The organism is Variovorax paradoxus (assembly GCF_029919115.1).
GTDB lineage: Bacteria > Pseudomonadota > Gammaproteobacteria > Burkholderiales > Burkholderiaceae_C > Variovorax > Variovorax paradoxus_O.
Genome location: NZ_CP123990.1, coordinates 2,295,881 through 2,311,118 on the forward strand (window position 1 = coordinate 2,295,881; position 15,238 = coordinate 2,311,118).

At 66.0% G+C, this 15,238-nt stretch carries 18 protein-coding genes; 6 read left to right on the forward strand and 12 right to left on the reverse strand.

Annotated features, from left to right (window positions below; all coding sequences use genetic code 11):
• From QHG62_RS11180 to QHG62_RS11200, 5 genes are all read right to left on the reverse strand, one after another.
• Positions 1-645, reverse strand: a complete 645-nt coding sequence (locus QHG62_RS11180; protein WP_281150921.1) for an FMN-binding negative transcriptional regulator — start codon at positions 643-645, stop codon at positions 1-3.
• A gap of 46 nt (positions 646-691) precedes the next feature.
• Entirely contained in the window at positions 692-1,390 is a 699-nt protein-coding gene (locus tag QHG62_RS11185; RefSeq protein ID WP_281150922.1) for an ankyrin repeat domain-containing protein, read from the reverse strand.
• The gene (locus QHG62_RS11190) at positions 1,390-1,893 is read right to left on the reverse strand and encodes a GlcG/HbpS family heme-binding protein (RefSeq protein WP_281150923.1); all 504 of its coding nucleotides are present in this window, start codon (positions 1,891-1,893) and stop codon (positions 1,390-1,392) included. Before QHG62_RS11190 ends, QHG62_RS11185 begins: the two co-directional genes overlap by 1 nt.
• Before the next feature lie 135 nt (positions 1,894-2,028).
• Positions 2,029-2,667, reverse strand: coding sequence for a response regulator transcription factor (locus tag QHG62_RS11195; RefSeq protein ID WP_281150924.1), 639 nt, complete (start codon positions 2,665-2,667; stop codon positions 2,029-2,031).
• A complete protein-coding gene (locus tag QHG62_RS11200) occupies positions 2,664-4,163 on the reverse strand; it encodes a sensor histidine kinase (RefSeq protein ID WP_281150925.1) in 1,500 nt (499 codons plus the stop codon). The genes QHG62_RS11195 and QHG62_RS11200 overlap by 4 nt, the downstream gene beginning before the upstream one ends.
• Positions 4,164-4,225: 62 nt before the next feature.
• Between QHG62_RS11200 and QHG62_RS11205 the strand changes: the two genes are divergently transcribed.
• On the forward strand, positions 4,226-5,302 hold the full coding sequence (locus QHG62_RS11205; RefSeq protein ID WP_281150926.1) for a DUF72 domain-containing protein: 1,077 nt from the start codon (positions 4,226-4,228) through the stop codon (positions 5,300-5,302).
• Positions 5,303-5,306: 4 nt separating this feature from the next.
• Here QHG62_RS11205 and QHG62_RS11210 read toward each other — a convergent pair whose 3' ends face one another.
• From QHG62_RS11210 to QHG62_RS11230, 5 genes are all read right to left on the reverse strand, one after another.
• Complete coding sequence (locus QHG62_RS11210; RefSeq protein WP_281150927.1) at positions 5,307-5,798, reverse strand: RidA family protein; 492 nt, start codon at positions 5,796-5,798, stop codon at positions 5,307-5,309.
• A gap of 109 nt (positions 5,799-5,907) precedes the next feature.
• Positions 5,908-6,228: a non-heme iron oxygenase ferredoxin subunit gene (locus QHG62_RS11215; protein WP_126745865.1), complete on the reverse strand. Its 321-nt coding sequence runs from the start codon at positions 6,226-6,228 to the stop codon at positions 5,908-5,910.
• Between the two features lie 26 nt (positions 6,229-6,254).
• Positions 6,255-6,734: an aromatic-ring-hydroxylating dioxygenase subunit beta gene (locus tag QHG62_RS11220; protein ID WP_157613961.1), complete on the reverse strand. Its 480-nt coding sequence runs from the start codon at positions 6,732-6,734 to the stop codon at positions 6,255-6,257.
• Positions 6,731-7,990 (reverse strand): aromatic ring-hydroxylating dioxygenase subunit alpha, encoded by a 1,260-nt coding sequence (locus QHG62_RS11225; protein ID WP_281150928.1) that lies wholly within the window; start codon positions 7,988-7,990, stop codon positions 6,731-6,733. The genes QHG62_RS11220 and QHG62_RS11225 overlap by 4 nt, the downstream gene beginning before the upstream one ends.
• 37 nt (positions 7,991-8,027) lie before the next feature.
• The gene (locus tag QHG62_RS11230) at positions 8,028-9,017 is read right to left on the reverse strand and encodes a 2Fe-2S iron-sulfur cluster-binding protein (protein WP_281150929.1); all 990 of its coding nucleotides are present in this window, start codon (positions 9,015-9,017) and stop codon (positions 8,028-8,030) included.
• Positions 9,018-9,144: 127 nt separating this feature from the next.
• Here QHG62_RS11230 and QHG62_RS11235 point away from each other — a divergent pair, with 127 nt between their 5' ends.
• On the forward strand, positions 9,145-10,059 hold the full coding sequence (locus QHG62_RS11235; RefSeq protein WP_281150930.1) for a LysR family transcriptional regulator: 915 nt from the start codon (positions 9,145-9,147) through the stop codon (positions 10,057-10,059).
• Positions 10,060-10,078: 19 nt separating this feature from the next.
• Here the strand turns inward: QHG62_RS11235 and thpR are convergent, their stop codons facing one another.
• Positions 10,079-10,777, reverse strand: a complete 699-nt coding sequence (gene thpR, locus QHG62_RS11240) for an RNA 2',3'-cyclic phosphodiesterase (RefSeq protein ID WP_348638689.1) — start codon at positions 10,775-10,777, stop codon at positions 10,079-10,081.
• Between the two features lie 97 nt (positions 10,778-10,874).
• Here thpR and QHG62_RS11245 point away from each other — a divergent pair, with 97 nt between their 5' ends.
• The 4 genes from QHG62_RS11245 to QHG62_RS11260 all read left to right on the forward strand — a co-directional run bounded on the left by QHG62_RS11245 (position 10,875) and on the right by QHG62_RS11260 (position 13,192).
• A complete protein-coding gene (locus tag QHG62_RS11245) occupies positions 10,875-11,471 on the forward strand; it encodes a TetR/AcrR family transcriptional regulator (RefSeq protein ID WP_281151591.1) in 597 nt (198 codons plus the stop codon).
• A 36-nt stretch (positions 11,472-11,507) separates the two neighbouring features.
• Positions 11,508-11,795, forward strand: coding sequence for a YciI family protein (locus tag QHG62_RS11250; protein WP_281150932.1), 288 nt, complete (start codon positions 11,508-11,510; stop codon positions 11,793-11,795).
• A 32-nt stretch (positions 11,796-11,827) separates the two neighbouring features.
• Positions 11,828-12,490 (forward strand): DNA-3-methyladenine glycosylase I, encoded by a 663-nt coding sequence (locus tag QHG62_RS11255; RefSeq protein ID WP_281150933.1) that lies wholly within the window; start codon positions 11,828-11,830, stop codon positions 12,488-12,490.
• Between the two features lie 120 nt (positions 12,491-12,610).
• On the forward strand, positions 12,611-13,192 hold the full coding sequence (locus tag QHG62_RS11260) for a protocatechuate 3,4-dioxygenase (RefSeq protein WP_281150934.1): 582 nt from the start codon (positions 12,611-12,613) through the stop codon (positions 13,190-13,192).
• A gap of 420 nt (positions 13,193-13,612) precedes the next feature.
• Here QHG62_RS11260 and guaA read toward each other — a convergent pair whose 3' ends face one another.
• The gene (guaA, locus tag QHG62_RS11265; RefSeq protein WP_281150935.1) at positions 13,613-15,232 is read right to left on the reverse strand and encodes a glutamine-hydrolyzing GMP synthase; all 1,620 of its coding nucleotides are present in this window, start codon (positions 15,230-15,232) and stop codon (positions 13,613-13,615) included.
• Positions 15,233-15,238: the final 6 nt, after the last annotated feature.

The following is a 15,238-nucleotide window of genomic DNA, read 5'->3' on the forward strand; positions in this document are numbered from 1 at the left end:
TCAGCTTCCTTGCGCCGCCGCGGCTTCGCCCGTCATGCCGAGGCGCTCCATCCACACCGCCAGCGCCTTCTCGTCCGGCGTGCCGGCGCTGTAGACGGCGCGCATGGCGGCATGCGATTCGCGCCGGTGCTGGTTGAGCTTGAGCTTGCATTGCAGCGCGGTCACGCGCATTTCGAAGCCGACGATGCCGGCAAGCATCTTGAGCTGGAACTCCTCGCCGAGGTCGCGCCACTGCTGCGCATAGGCGGGCTCATGGTCGCCAATGAGCTTCTTGAGCAGCGCATCCTTGTCGCCGGGCTCTTCGATCAGCCGGGCCTCGACGGTGCAGTGCACTGCAAGATAGTTCCAGGTGGGCACGCGTGCCAGGTCGGGGTAGACCGAAGGCGACAGGTACGAATGCGGCCCCATGAAAGTGACGATCGCCTGCGGCCGCGCCTGCAGGTAGCGCCAGTGCGGATTGGGCTTGGCGCAGTGGCCCAGCAGCACGAGCTGGTCGCCATCGCGCTGCTCGGCCACGATGGGCAGGTGCGTGACGAAGGGCAGCCCCTCATCGTCGTTGGATATCAGGCTGGCGAACGGGTGTGCGCGCATCAGCTCCAGCGCAATGGCCGGATCCTTGGCGTTGAACTGCGGGGGCATGTACATGGGGCGGTTTCCTCGTGGAGAGGCCCGATTGTCCCCCGAGCCGCCCTTATCTTGCGCGCGGTGCCTCCAGCAGCTTCACCATCGCGGTGTAGCCGCGGGCCTTGGCAAGCTGCAGCGGCGTGTTGCCCTGGCGGTCGGCCAGCTGCAGGTTGGCACCGGCATCGACCAGTGCGGCAAGAGTGCGCTGGTGGCGCAGGCCGCCGTCGCCGAGCACGACGGCTTCGATCGCCGCCGTCCAGTGCAGGTTGTTGACATGATCGAGCGGCGCGCCGGCAGCGATCAGTTGGCGCACCACTTCGTCGTGGCCCAGGTGCGCCGCCGCGATGAGCGCGGTGCCGTCGTAGCGGCTCGTCACCTGTTTTGCACTGGCGCCGAGCGACAGCAGCAGCGCCAGTGTCGGAACATCGTCGGCCACCGATGCGATGGTGACCGCGTCGTAGCGGTCGTCTTCAAGTGCATCGAGTTTTGCGCCGGCCTTGGCGAGCAGCTTTACCGCCTCGCGCTGCCGCGCATGGGTGGCCACGTGCAAGGGCGTGCGGCCTCGCGCATCGCGTGCTTCCAGGTTGGCGCCGGCGGCAATCAGGCTCTTGAGCTTTGGCACGTCGCCATGCCAGGCGGCCCGATGCAGCCCTTCATAGGCCAGCACCTCGGCCGCTTGCGGCGGCACCTGGGCCTGCGCGCCAAGCGCCGCGCCCATGCCGAGCGCGACCGCCAGCACTCCGGACCAGATGCCGCGTTTCATCATCAACCCAGCAGGCCCTTGACCTTTTCCAGCGCGGCATTGGCGCACTGCTCGTCCAGATGGCCGCCGGGCGCACCGCCCACGCCCACGGCGCCGATCACTTCGTTGCCCGACTTCACGGGCACGCCGCCGCCCAGCAGCAGCACGCCCGGCAGGTAGACCAGGTTGGCGCCGGCGGGATTCTTCTGCGAGCCTTCCATCATGGCTTGCGTCGCGTTCTTGGCCGATGCCGACGTCCAGGCCTTGCGCTCGCTCGACGCCAGTGTGTGCGGACCGGCGTTGTCGGCGCGCTGCACGGCACGCACGGTGCCGGCGCGGTCGACCACGGTGGCTGCCACGTTGTAGCCGTTGGCGGCGCAGGCAGCCACGGCTTCGGCCGCGATCTGGTTGGCCAGCGCGAGCGAGATGTTCTTTTCGGAGCGCACCGCGGGTGCGGCGGTCTGGGCCTGTGCGGCGGAAGCGGCAAGCAGAATGGCGAGGCCGCCAAGGCGAAGGGTGGAACGCATTTTTCGATTTCTCCAGTGGATGCGGGTGGTTGCGCCGGCGCGTTGCCGACAGCTGCGCCACTGTAGAAAACATGGGCCGCCGCGGCCATTCGTACGGCTACGCCCGGCGCTCCGTAGAACTACGGAGCGCCGGGTTCAGGCGTCCCCGGCCACAAGCACGGCGTAGCGGCGGATCAGCTGCGCCAGCGAGTCGCAGTCGAGCTTGGCAAACAGGTTGGCGCGGTGCGTCTCGACCGTGCGGGGCGACAGCGCCAGCACGCGCGCAATCTCCTTGTTGGTGAGGCCCTGCACGATGAAGGCCAGCACCTCGCGCTCGCGCTCCGACAGCTGCGCCACCCGCTCGCGCGCCGCGTTGTCCGCCTGCGCGCGTTCCCGCGAGCGCACATGCTGGCGCACGGCCTGCTGCAGCGCTTCGAGCAATTGCTCGTCGTCCACCGGCTTCTCGAGGAACTCGGCCGCGCCAGCCTTGAATGCGCGGCGGCACATCTCGACGGTGCCGTGGCCGGTGAGCATGATCACGGGCTGGTCGACGCCTTGCGCCGTCAGCCGGTCGAGCACGGTGAGCCCGCTGATGCCGGGCATGCGCACGTCGAGCACGATGGCGCCGATGCTCGCGCGGTCGAAGCCATCGATGAAGGCCTGCGGATCTGCCCAGCCCTGCACCCGCAGGCCCACCGTGCCGATCAGGAGCGAAAGGCTGTCGCGCACCGCCTGGTCGTCGTCGATGAGATGAACGAGAGGCGATTGCGGTGAATGCGGTGCCGGGCTGTTCATGCCGCGCGCCCGGTCGATGCCGCCACCAGCGGGAGCAACAGCGTAAAGCGCGCGCCGCGCGGCGCCGCATTGGCCGCGCCCAGGCTGCCGCCCATGCCGCTTGCCAGCGTTTCGCTGAGGCTCAGGCCAAGGCCCAGGCCGCCTTCACGGGTGCTGAAGAAAGGCTCGAAAAGGCGCGGCATGGCCTCGGGCGAAATGCCGCGCCCGTTGTCGGTCACGGTCAACACGCCCTCCTGGCCGTTGCGGCCGACAGAAACCGCCAGACGCCGCTCGGACACGGGCACCTGGTCGAGCGCCTGCAAGGCGTTCATCAGCAGGTTGTGCACGATCTGTTCGAGTGCCACGGCTTCGGCCTGCACCCGAACCGGCGCCTGGGCCGTGGCGTCGAACTGTGCGGCAACGCCGCGTTGCGCGAACTCCGGCGCCAACAGATGCATGGCGCTGCGCACCACCTCCTGCAGCACCAGCGGCTTCACGTCGCCACCCGCTTCGGGTCGCTCGATCACGCGGCGCAGGCGCCCGACCACGCCCGCCGCGCGGCGCGCCTGCTCCACGGCCTGGCCCATTGCGTCGCGCGCCGCGGCCAGCTCGGGCGGATCGTCGTCGAGCAGCCGCCGCGCGGCCTGCGCGTTGGCCAGCACGGCGGTGAGCGGCTGGTTCAGTTCGTGTGCCAGCCCTGCAGAGAGCTCGCCCAGCGCATTGAGCCGGGCCACCTGGCCGAGCCTCAGCAACTCCTCGGCCCGCCGGCGCGCAATGCGCTGGCGCTGGGCGGTCCACAGGCCCGCCAGCAGCAGTGCGACCGCCATGGCCCAACCTCCGATGGCGCGCCATGGCAGTTCGGCCCAGCCCACGTGACGCTCGGCCACCACGTCGAAAGGCTGGCTTGGCGATGCCAGCGGCTTGACAAGGCTGAAGCGCCAGCCGCGCGCTGCGGCATCCACCGGCTGGCCCGGTTGCAGGACGAACTGCTGTGCGCCGCGCTGCAGGGTCACGCGCACCGGGCTTTGCTTCGGGTTCATCGGCCAGTCGCGCCAGGGCACCGAGCCCGCAAGGTCGATTTCGAGGGCGTAGCTTGTGGGCGTGGCGCCAATCACGAGCTGGTAACGGCCCTGAGCGAAATCGACCGCGGCGAGTTCGGCGCGGCGCTGCCTGCGCGAGCCCGCTTCCGCCGCAGCCAAGGCACCCGCCTGCTTTTCGTCGGGCCAGGGTTCGTCGCCTTCGCGCCGCTGCACGCGCAAGATGGATGGATAGACCGAAGACAGCCGCTGCTCCGGGCGCTCCGCGCCGCTGCCGGTTTCGAGCAACGCGAGCGTGGCCAGCACTGCGTCGTACTGCACCATCTGCTGGCTCATGAGCCGGTGCGCGATGCGAACGTCGCCTTCGAAGACCTGCTGCAGCCGGGCCAGCTCTGCGCGCGCAAGCCATACACCGCCCACGGCAGTGAGAGCCAGCCACGCCAGCCACCATCCAACCCGCATACGCAACCACTGTTTCATGGCGCGGATTGTGCCCGGCGCGGCAAGCCCGGCCGATGTTGGCCGAGAATGCGGCCCCAGACATGGCTGAACTGCAGGACACTCTTTTCCCCGATCTTCCGCGCCCTCCCGAAGCGCCACCAGCGGCGCCGCAAGAGCCCGAGGCCGAGCCGCCCGCGAAGAAGAAACCACGCGGCGGCACTGTGGCGGCGACGGCGGCCGACCCGGCACTCATCGAGCTGGCCGCGGCGCTACCGCCGGCGCTTCGGCTCGGTACCTCTTCATGGAGCTATCCGGGCTGGGCCAACCTGGTGTGGGACGGCGAATACGCCGAATCGGTGCTCTCGAAGAACGGGCTTGCCGCGCTGGCACAACACCCGCTCTTTCGCACCGTGAGCCTGGACCGCAACTTCTACCGCGCGCTTACGGCAAGCCAGTACGCGCGCTATGCGGCCATGGTGCCCGACGACTTTCGCTTTGTGGTGAAGGCGCCGAGCCTGGTGACCGATGCCACCGTGCGCGACGAGAGCGGCCGGGGCACGCAAGTGAACCCGGTGTTCCTGAACAGCGAGATCGCCATTCAGGAATTCGTGCAGCCCGCGCTCGAGGGCCTTGGCCACCGCATCGGTGCATTGGTGTTCCAGCTGAGTCCGATTCCTTCGCAACTGCTGGCCGACCAGCCCGCGCTGCTCACCCGCATCGGCGACATGCTGGAGGCCCTGCCCGGCTTGCACCAGGCGGCACCGGACGCCGTCATTGCCGTGGAGGTGCGCGACCCGCAGCTGCTGTGCCCCGCCTTCGCCGACATGCTGCGCAGCACGGGCGCAACCTTCTGCATGGGCCTGCACGCCAAGATGCCGCCCATCGAAGACCAGTTGCCGATGCTGCGCGCACTGTGGCCCGGCCCATTGGTGTGCCGCTGGAACCTGCATCGCCGGCATGGCCGCTTCGGCTATGAAGATGCGGAAAAACTCTACGGGCCGTTCGACAAGATCGTCGATCCCGATCCGGAAACGCGCGCGGCTTTGGCCAAGGTGATTGCAGGCACCACTGGCGCAGGCCAGCGCGCCTACGTCACCGTGAGCAACAACGCCGAAGGATGCGCGCCGCTGACGATTGCCTCGCTGGCGAGGGACATCGTCAACCTGCCGAAGCGCTAGCGCATCAACGGGCGGCGGGCTTGGCGGCTACGGTCATCTCCAGCTCCACGCTTGCGTTCTTGGGCAACGCATAAACGCCGACCGCCGTGCGCACATGCACGCCGGCATCGCCGAACACACGGTGCAAAAGTTCCGACGCCGCATCGGCCACCTCGCTCTGCTGCGTGAAGTCGGCGGTGCATTGCACAAAAACACCCACGCGCAGCACCTTGCCGATTTCGTCCAGAGACCCAAGCTCGCGCCGCAGCAGCGCGAGGCAGCGCAAGGTGCAGATTTGTGCGGCTTCGCGCGCCTTGGCAAGCGACACCTGGTCGCCCACGCGGCCGGTGACGACAACGGTGGTTCCCACGCGCGGCACCTGGCCGCTGGTGTAGACGGCGTTTCCGTCGCGAACGACAGGTATGTAGTTGCCGCCGGCAACAAGCTCGCCTTCGAAGCTGTGGCCCAGTTCGGCGGCAATGCGGTCGGCAATCTCGTCTCGGGTCTGCGCGGTCATACGGGTTCCATGGCTCCATCAAACGATGGCTTCATTGTCGCCGTCCACCTTCGGCGCAACAGGTACAGATTGCGCAGACCCGATGCGCAACAGATCGCCGGAAGACCGGCTACTGCTCGATGGCGAGGTACACCCGCCCGCCCTCGATCTTCACCGGATAGCTGCGCAGGTCCTCGGTGAGCGGCGCGCACATGGCCTTGCCGGTGCGCACATCGAAGCGGCCCTGGTGCAGCGGGCATTCGATCTCGTGGCCCTCCAGGAAGCCGTCGCAAAGCCGCGCGTGGCCGTGGGTGCAGATGTTGTCGGTCGCGTGAATGCCGTCTTCGGTGCCGTACAGGGCAATGTCCCTGCCCTGCACTTCGATACCCACCACGTCGTCGGCGGGAACCTCGTCGACCGACGCCGCGTCGATCCATGTCACTGTGGTCATAGGTGGATGCCTTCGGATCTTGTGGCTCAGATGGGATAGATGATCGAGTTGGGGATCATCTCGCTGTCGAACACGCAAAGACGTGTCGCGAACTTCAGTCCTTCAGGGGTCGCAACCACCGTGTCGATGTAGCGGCCGACGTTGAACACGGTCGAGGCCTGGTCAAGCTTGGTGCGGAACACCGCGTAGTTGGCCTCGCTGTGGATCGTGCCGTCGGCATCGACCTTGTGCACCAGCGGCAGGCCTACCACGTGGCGCTGGTAGTACGGGTCGTGAAACAGCGTTTCCTTGATGCCGTAGACCCGGTCTTCGAGCATGCCCCGGCTCTCGAAGGACAGCGTGGCAAGCGGCAGCCCGCGCTCGTGGTTCTCGCGCGGCTGCAGCCTGTAGCTGCACTCGTCGATGAAGAACGCGGGCCACAAGTCCCACTGCCCTGAATCGACGGCATGCGCATAGGCCGCGTACAGGCGCGACAGTTCGAGGTAGGCGTTGGCGTCGAGGTTCATGCCGCCTCCATCACTTCGCGCCAGTAGCGGTACATGCCGCGGATCAGCGTCTCGGTGACCATGTGATCGGTGTTCCCGACCTCGCGCCCGCCCAGTTCTGCCAGGGTGCGGTGATACGGCTTCTGCTCGAAGCCTTCCTGCGAAAACTCGATCACCTCGCCATCGTCGGCCGAGACAAAGCCGGCCGGCCCGAACAGGTTGGCCTGGCGCAGGCGCCGCTGCGTCATCTCCTCGGTGTCGTCTTCAAAGCCGAAGTGCGTCCAGACAAAATCGAAGGCGTCGTGTCCCACGGGCTGTATGTGGCGCGTGGACACACTGTTGACCTGCTGCTGCAGGATGAGGCTGGGGAACAGCGTCATCATCACCGCCGTGGGCCCGTTCCACCAAGGCTCTGGCACGATGTCCAGAAAGCGCGGGTCCTTGAGCTGCATGCTTTCCTTGAAGCTGGACACCTGCGTGACCTGTGCGGCCTTGCCGGCGCTGCCGCGGGTGGAAATCATCGCGGCGTGGCGGCCATGCGAATCCATCTTGAGCTCCGACTTGTTGTCCGCACGCCAGAGCCCGAAGGTGACGAACCAGGTGTGCAGGAGGCCCGGGTGGTACGGGTCCTTGATGTTCTCCTGCATCAGCTTCCAGTTGCCGGGAATGCGCTGGCGGTTGTAGCCAAGAATAGTGAGCTTGCGGCCGTCGAACAGGCGGTCGAAATAACCAAGGATGTCGGGCCCGAGGAACTCCTCGAACGGTTCCACGTCATGGTCGAACGAAGCGAACACCACGCCGCCGCGCGAAGCCACCTTCAGCTTGTTGAGCCCGTGCTCCTCGGTCTTGAAGTCCGCCGGCATGCCGCCGTTGACCTTGCCGTCCTGCTTCACGCCGCGGCGGAACGGCACGCCCTGCAGGTCGCCCTTGAGCGTGTAGTTCCACTGGTGGTACGGACAGACGAATTCCTTCTTGTTGCCGTGGCGTTCGCGGCAGAACTGCATGCCGCGGTGGGCGCAGACGTTCTCGAACACGTGGATGGCGCCCGCTTCGTCGCGCGACATGACGACGGAGCGCTCGCCAATGGCCGTGCGCTTGAAGTCGCCCGGATTCGGAATCTCGGCTTCCAGGCCTACGTAGCACCAGTGCTTTTCGTAGAAGAAGCGTTGCAGCTCCTTCTTGTGCAGCGCCTCATCGGTGTAGGCCATGAAGGGAATGCGGCTGGTCTTCTCGCTGTCCCATCGCAGCTCGATCGGAAATACATCTGGCGTGCTCATCGCGGGTCTCCTTTTCTTGTCCGTCTGTCTCTGTTCTTCAGGTGCCTTGCAGGTAGAAGGCATCGGCATGGGTCTGCTCGGGTGCGAGGCCGCGCGCATGCACCAGTTGCGTCACGGCCTCGACCATGGGCGGCGAGCCGCAGAGGTAGGCGCGCCAACCGTCGAGGCCGCCGGGCCAGTCGGCGCGAATGGCATCGGTGATGAGGCCCTGGCGTTGGTTCTCGCGCGCAGGTCCGGTAACGACCACCACATGCACCTTCAGGCCCGGATGCCGCGCCTGCAGTTCGGTGAGCTCGGCCAGCCCGTACACGTCAGCGCCGGAGCGCACGCCAAGGTACAGGTGAATCGGCTGCATCAGGTCGGCCTCGATGGCGCCGCGGACAATGGAGAGAATTGGTGCGAGCCCCGTTCCACCGGCCGCGCACAGCATCGGCCCGCGGTGCTTCGTGCGCAGGTAGGCCGTGCCGAGCGGTCCGCTCACCCGCACCGAATCGCCCAGGCGCAACTGCTCGAAGATGTGCGCGGTGACGCGCCCGCCCGGCACCTTGCGTATATGAAATTCAAGCTCCGCATCGCGGCTCAACCCGGCCATGGAATACGGCCGTGCCAGGTCCGGCGCGAACTGCAGCTGTGCGTACTGGCCCGGTGAAAACTCCAATGGCTTGTTCGGCTTGAGCCGCAGGCGGCGGATGTCATGCGTGAGCACGTCGATGCCGGTCACGGTCGCCTTGAGAATGCGCGCCGGGTGCACCACCACCTCGTCGGGCTCCGGAATCTCGATGGTGCAGCTTTCGGTCAGCGTGCTCTGGCAGGCTAGCACGTAGCGCTCGCCCTGCCCGTCGGGCCTTATCGCGTCTTGCCCGGCGTCGAGCAACTGGCCGGCCACCACCTTGCAGCGGCAAGTGCCGCAACGCCCCGACATGCAGCTGTAGGACACCGGCACATGGTGTTCGCGCAGCACCTCGAGCAGGTTCGCGCCGGGGCGGACTTCGAGCGTGCGGGCAATCGGGTGAATGTGCAGGTCCATCGTGAGCTTTTGTGTGCGCCGGGTTGTTCGGCCGGCTTGTCTCTGGAGCGGATGATGCGCGGCGAATTCAGATTGACCAATAGAATCCGGTGAATCAGCTACATCACCGCCATGAATAAAGGTCCGTATGCAACTCAAGGACATCGACCTCAACCTGCTGCTGGTGTTCGACCGCATGCTCGCCGAGAAGCGCGTCTCGGCCGTGTCCGAATCGCTCGGCCTCTCGCAGCCGGCCATCAGCAATGCGCTGGCGCGGCTGCGCAAGCTGCTGGGCGACGAGCTCTTCTTGCGCACGGCACGCGGCATGGAGCCCACGCCTTTCGCATTGCAGTTGGCCGAACCGGTGGCCTACGCAATGGGCGCGCTGCATTCGGCCCTGAACCAGCAGGTGGTGTTCGACCCCGCCACCAGCACGCGCAGCTTCACGCTGGCGATGACCGACATCGGCGAGATCTACTTCACGCCCAAGCTGATGGAAACGCTGTCCGGCACGGCGCCGGGCGTGACGATCAGCACGGTGCGCAACAACACCGCGGCCAGCCTGCGCGATGAGCTCGAGGCCGGCCACGTCGACATTGCGATCGGCCTGCTGCCGCAGCTCAAGGCGGGCGTGTTTCAGCGCCGGCTGTTCTTGCAGCGCTATGTGTGCCTCTTTTCAAACGCTCATCCGCTGGCGCGCAAGCGCAGCGTGTCGCTCAAGGACTTCAGCGCGGCCGACCATGTTCTGGTGCAGGCCGCCGGCACGGGCCACGGCAAGGCCGACGACGTGATGGCTGCGCAAGGCATCCAACGGCGGATCCGCCTCAGGGTGCCGCACTTCGTGGCCATTGGCCACATCCTTCGCTCGAGCGAGATGATCGCCACCGTGCCGGAGCGGCTGGCGCAGAGCATCGCCGAGCCGTTCGGTCTGGTGTGGCGCCCTCACCCCGTGCCGCTGCCGCAGATTGCGATCAACCTGTTCTGGCACGCAAAGGTGCATCGCGACCCGGGCAACCAATGGCTGCGCGGATTGCTGTTCGACAATTTTGCGGACAGCGACTAGAAGGCAACGACCGCGGGACTCAAGCAGGCCGCGCCGAAGGCCATTTCCCCAGCACCTCATGGATGCTTTCGCCCACGTGGCTTTCGATGAGCGAGAACGAATCGGCCGTCCACCGGACCGGCTCGATCGAACGGCGCTCGACCTTGGTGGGCGTGTAGGCCAGGGTCATGTGCGGCGTAAAGCCGCGCTCGGGCTTGAAGCCCGCATCGGCCAGTGCTTCGCCAAGACGCTGCCTGAAGACCGCAAGCGCCGATGTCCCGCTTTCAGCGCCGCACAAAACGAGCGCCTTGCTTTTGTCGAAACGCATGACCTCGTCGAACACCACATTGAAAGACGGAGGCGCCATGCTGGCTGCTGCGTCCATTGCGGCTTGCACCTGCTTGCGGGGCACTGCCGCCGGATAGCTTCCGAGATGATGCAGCGTGACATGCAGGCGATGCGCCTCGGTCAGCTTTCCTTTGAACGCATGCTGTTCCCTGAGGCGCGCGCCAAGCGCGGCAATCGAAGCGGCGTCTTCAGGGTGCGGAAAGATCGCGAAGAAGAGTGATCTGGACAGCCGCTCCTTGCCGGGCGCGGCAGTGCGCCTACGTCGCAAAGGGGGCGGTGGAGGATCGATACCTGGGAGAAGAAGCTGTTCGGGCATGGCAAAGAATAAGAGCGTCTTCCCCCGGAGATTCGGACTGCTGCTGGACCCATAGCTTACCGAAAGCACCCGCATCGCTCGGTGGTTTTCATTCTTGACGAACCCGAACGGTTGCCCTATTCTCCGCACCGCCTAGGACAGTCGTCCTAGTTTGCGGGAGATTCCATTGCAGATGACCGTTGTGGCCGACAAGAGCACCCGCGAGCAGATCGTGGACGCCGCGGACCAGCTGTTCTACAAGCGCGGTTTCGAGGCCACATCGTTCGCCGATATTGCCAAGGTGGTGAACATCTCGCGCGGCAATTTCTATCATCACTTCAAGACCAAGGACGAAATCCTGGATGCGGTGATTGCCGCGCGCGTTGGCCAGACGCGCGGCATGCTGGCGCAATGGGAAGCATGCGGCCCCGATCCCATGAGCCGCATCCGAAGCTTCATCCACATCCTGGTTGCCAACCAGGCTCTCATCATGCGGCACGGCTGCCCGGTGGGCACCCTGTCCACCGAACTCGCCAAGCTGGACCATCCTTCGCTCAAGCAGGCCAGCGGCCTGTTCACCCTGTTCCGCGTCTGGCTGCGAAAGCAGTTCGCGCTGCTGGGCCGCAAGGCCGATGCCGATGCGCTCGCCATGCACCTGCTCGCCCGGAGCCAGGGCGTGGCCGTGCTGGCCAACGCCTTTCATGACAAGTCCTTCGTCAAGCAGGAAGTCCGTCAGCTGTGCGAATGGCTCGAGTCCTGCGCGCCCAAGCCAGCCGCCAGCAACCGCTGACCTCCAGGCTCATCATCTCTGCAAAAAGAAAAACCCATGTTCATCGTGCTCCTCAAGTTCTCAAGCAACAAGGCGAATGCAGCCCAGTGGATGGAAGGCCACAAGGCATGGCTGCAGCGCGGTTTCGACGACGGCGTGTTCATGCTCGCCGGCAGCCTCAAGCCCAACCGGGGGGGTGCCGTGCTCGCGCACCGCACGACCATGGACGAGTTGCAGGCGCGGGTCGATGCCGATCCGTTCGTCGCCGAGAACGTCGTGAGCGCCCAGATCATGGAAATTGCGCCGGCTCGCGCCGACGAGCGGCTCGGCTTTCTGCTGGGCTGATATCCCTACACACCTACAGCCACAGCCACCCGATGACTGCATTGATCAACGGCCCAGACGGCCAACCACGCTGCCGCTGGTGCGCCACCGCGCCCGAATTCCTTGCCTACCACGACACCGAATGGGGCTTTCCGGTAGCCGACGACCGCCGCTTGTTCGAGAAGCTCTGCCTGGAAGGTTTCCAGTCGGGCCTGAGTTGGCGCACCATCCTTGCCAAGCGGGAAAACTTCCGCGCGGCGTTCCATGGCTTCGACTTCAACAAGGTGGCACGCTTCACCGCGAGAGACGTCGAGCGCCTGCTGCAAGACGCGGGCATCGTCCGGCATCGGGGCAAGATCGAAGCGGTGATCCACAACGCCGCGCGGGCGCAAGAACTGGTTGCGAGCCACGGCTCTCTGGCCGCCTTCTTCTGGAGCCATGAGCCCTCTGCCGAATCGCTTGCGGAGCCGCAGAGCGCTTCGACATCCGAGGCTTCCATTGCGCTTTCCAAGGCACTGAAAAAGCTCGGCTGGAAGTTCGTGGGGCCGACGACCGTGTATGCCTTCATGCAGGCCATGGGCCTCATCAACGATCATGCGCAAGGGTGTGTGGTCCGGGCCAAGGCGGCGCGTGGTCGCAGCGCGTTCCAGATGCCGCGAGCACGCCCGATGCCGATTGACGAAGGCGCGGAACTCGCGCGTGCGGCGCCGCTCTGACAAACCATGCACGCCGCGCCAGAACCAGGATTTGTCCAGGTTGAATCCGCACCGGATCGAGCACCGCCCGAGCAAACTGGCCGTGCGGGCGGCCTTCCACGGCGCACCGTCGCCGCGGCAATGGTCGCCTTTCCCGCGCTCTGGCTGGGTGCCCGTGCCCAGCCCGCAGCGGCCCGAATGGCCACGCCATCGCAAACCGAAGGGCCGTTCTATCCCGTCCGCCTGCCGAGCGATTCCGACAACGATCTGCTGCGCAACGGCACGCTGAACTACCGTGGCGGCCAGCCCGCGTGGGTCGACGGCTCGGTGACCGACTTGGACGGCAAGCCGCTGCGCGGCGCGCAGGTCGAGATCTGGCAATGCGACGAAAACGGCCATTACCACCACCCCGGTGACGGTGATCGCGCCGATGCGGCCTTTCAGGGCTTCGGCCGCGTGGCAGTCGGCGAGGACGGCAGCTACCGCTTCCGCACCATCCGGCCCGTGCCCTACAGCGGCCGGACGCCGCACATTCACGTCAAGGTGAAGCTGGGCACGCGTGAACTGCTGACCACGCAACTCTACGTGGCCGGCGACCCGGGCAACGCGCGCGACTATCTCTGGCGCAACCTTCCCCAAGCCGCAAGGGACGCTGTTACCGTGCCGTTCGAGCGGGCGGCGGATGGGCTGCGGGCGCGCTTCCCGATTGTGGTTGCGGCCTGAGTGCGGCCGGGTTCGGCGACGGCAGCGCCGACGCCTGAACGCACTGTGCCAAAAAAGGCTGGCGTTTGTATCTTTTCGTACAACCGTGTACTCCATCCGCCTACAGCCGGCGACCGGCAAAAATAAACAATGCCGGCATGGTGGAACTGGACGACGACTCAGATCAGCATGCCTTGGCCGCCCAGGCGGCAGAGTGGCGCCGACGCGCGCTTCGCGGAGACCGGCATGCACGCGGCATCGCCCACGCCCTTGAGGTGAAAGTGCGCAAGCTTCGCGGCAATACACCGTCCGTAAATCACGACCTCGACACCCGGCCGCTCGCACCGTGGCAACCTTCCCGGCGCTGGTGGAACGCGTGGAGGCGCAACTAGGAACAAGAAAGCCGCTGGCAACAGCGGCTTTTTTACAGGAAAGTGAACCTCACTCCCATTCGATCGTCGCCGGCGGCTTGCTCGACACGTCGTACGTCACCCGGTTGATGCCGCGCACTTCGTTGATGATGCGGCCCGACACCTTCTTGAGCAACGCATACGGCAGCTCGGCCCAGTCGGCAGTCATGAAGTCGCTGGTCTGCACGGCGCGCAGCGCGACCACGTAGTCATAGGTGCGGCCGTCGCCCATCACGCCCACACTCTTCACGGGCAGGAACACGGTGAAGGCCTGGCTCGTGAGGTCGTACCAGGTCTTGCCGGTTGCGTCGTCCTTGAAGTTGCGCAGTTCCTCGATGAAGATCGCATCGGCGCGGCGCAGCAGGTCGGCGTATTCCTTCTTCACTTCGCCGAGGATGCGAACGCCCAGGCCGGGGCCGGGGAACGGATGGCGGTACACCATCTCCGGCGGCAGGCCGAGTGCCACGCCCAGTTCGCGCACTTCGTCCTTGAACAGGTCGCGCAGCGGCTCGAGCAGCTTGAGGCCGAGCTGCTCGGGCAGGCCGCCCACGTTGTGGTGGCTCTTGATGGTGACGGCCTTCTTGCTCTTGGCGCCGCCCGATTCGATGACGTCGGGGTAGATGGTGCCTTGCGCGAGGAAGGTTGCGCCCTTGTGGCCCCCATCGCCGGCCTTGAGCTTGGCGGCCTCCTGCTTGAACACGGTGACAAACTCGCCGCCGATGATCTTGCGCTTGGCTTCAGGGTCGCTCACGCCGGCGAGCTTGCCCAGGAACAGGTCGCTGGCGTCGACGCGAATCACCTTCGCGTGCAGCTTGCCTTCGAACATCTCCATGACCATGTCGCCTTCGTTCAGGCGCAAGAGGCCGTGGTCGACGAACACACACGTCAGCTGGTCGCCAATGGCGCGGTGGATGAGCGCGGCAGCCACGCTCGAATCCACGCCGCCCGAGAGGCCGAGGATGACTTCTTCATCGCCCACCTGCTCGCGGATCTTCTGCACGGCTTCGGCAATGTGGTCGCGCATGACCCAGTCGGGCTTGGCTTCGCAGATGCCGAGCACGAAGCGATCGATGATCGCCTTGCCCTGCACGGTGTGCGTGACTTCGGGGTGGAACTGCAGCGCGTAGTAGCGGCGCGCCTCGTCGGCCATGCCGGCAATGGGGCAGCTCTCGGTGCTGGCCATGAGCTTGAAACCGGGCGGCAGCTCGGTGACCTTGTCGCCGTGGCTCATCCACACGTTGAGCATGCCGAAGCCTTCGGGCGTGGTGAAGTCGGCAATCTCTTTCAAGAGCGCGGTGTGGCCATGGGCGCGCACAGCCGCAAAGCCGAACTCGCGCTTGTGGCCGCCCTCGACCTTGCCGCCGAGCTGGTGCGCCATGGTCTGCATGCCGTAGCAGATGCCGAGCACCGGCACGCCCAGCTCGAACACGGCCTGCGGCGCCTTGTCGGTGGTTCCTTCGTACACGCTCGCGTGGCTGCCCGAAAGAATCACGCCCTTGAGGTGGCCGTCGGCTGCGTATTCGCGCACCCATTCGTCGGTCACGTCGCAAGGGTGCACTTCGCTGAGCACGTGTGCTTCGCGCACGCGGCGTGCGATGAGCTGGGTGACTTGCGAGCCGAAATCGAGAATGAGGATCTTGTCGTGTTGCATGGCGAG

Bases quoted from the DNA above. Each gene is read 5' to 3' on its own strand.
- QHG62_RS11180 (WP_281150921.1), bottom strand. From the start codon at position 645: ATGTACATGCCCCCGCAGTTCAACGCCAAGGATCCGGCCATTGCGCTG.
- QHG62_RS11185 (WP_281150922.1), bottom strand. From the start codon at position 1,390: ATGATGAAACGCGGCATCTGGTCCGGAGTGCTGGCGGTCGCGCTCGGC.
- QHG62_RS11190 (WP_281150923.1), bottom strand. From the start codon at position 1,893: ATGCGTTCCACCCTTCGCCTTGGCGGCCTCGCCATTCTGCTTGCCGCT.
- QHG62_RS11195 (WP_281150924.1), bottom strand. From the start codon at position 2,667: ATGAACAGCCCGGCACCGCATTCACCGCAATCGCCTCTCGTTCATCTC.
- QHG62_RS11200 (WP_281150925.1), bottom strand. From the start codon at position 4,163: ATGAAACAGTGGTTGCGTATGCGGGTTGGATGGTGGCTGGCGTGGCTG.
- QHG62_RS11205 (WP_281150926.1), top strand. From the start codon at position 4,226: ATGGCTGAACTGCAGGACACTCTTTTCCCCGATCTTCCGCGCCCTCCC.
- QHG62_RS11210 (WP_281150927.1), bottom strand. From the start codon at position 5,798: ATGACCGCGCAGACCCGAGACGAGATTGCCGACCGCATTGCCGCCGAA.
- QHG62_RS11215 (WP_126745865.1), bottom strand. From the start codon at position 6,228: ATGACCACAGTGACATGGATCGACGCGGCGTCGGTCGACGAGGTTCCC.
- QHG62_RS11220 (WP_157613961.1), bottom strand. From the start codon at position 6,734: ATGAACCTCGACGCCAACGCCTACCTCGAACTGTCGCGCCTGTACGCG.
- QHG62_RS11225 (WP_281150928.1), bottom strand. From the start codon at position 7,990: ATGAGCACGCCAGATGTATTTCCGATCGAGCTGCGATGGGACAGCGAG.
- QHG62_RS11230 (WP_281150929.1), bottom strand. From the start codon at position 9,017: ATGGACCTGCACATTCACCCGATTGCCCGCACGCTCGAAGTCCGCCCC.
- QHG62_RS11235 (WP_281150930.1), top strand. From the start codon at position 9,145: ATGCAACTCAAGGACATCGACCTCAACCTGCTGCTGGTGTTCGACCGC.
- thpR (WP_348638689.1), bottom strand. From the start codon at position 10,777: ATGCGGGTGCTTTCGGTAAGCTATGGGTCCAGCAGCAGTCCGAATCTC.
- QHG62_RS11245 (WP_281151591.1), top strand. From the start codon at position 10,875: ATGACCGTTGTGGCCGACAAGAGCACCCGCGAGCAGATCGTGGACGCC.
- QHG62_RS11250 (WP_281150932.1), top strand. From the start codon at position 11,508: ATGTTCATCGTGCTCCTCAAGTTCTCAAGCAACAAGGCGAATGCAGCC.
- QHG62_RS11255 (WP_281150933.1), top strand. From the start codon at position 11,828: ATGACTGCATTGATCAACGGCCCAGACGGCCAACCACGCTGCCGCTGG.
- QHG62_RS11260 (WP_281150934.1), top strand. From the start codon at position 12,611: ATGGTCGCCTTTCCCGCGCTCTGGCTGGGTGCCCGTGCCCAGCCCGCA.
- guaA (WP_281150935.1), bottom strand. From the start codon at position 15,232: ATGCAACACGACAAGATCCTCATTCTCGATTTCGGCTCGCAAGTCACC.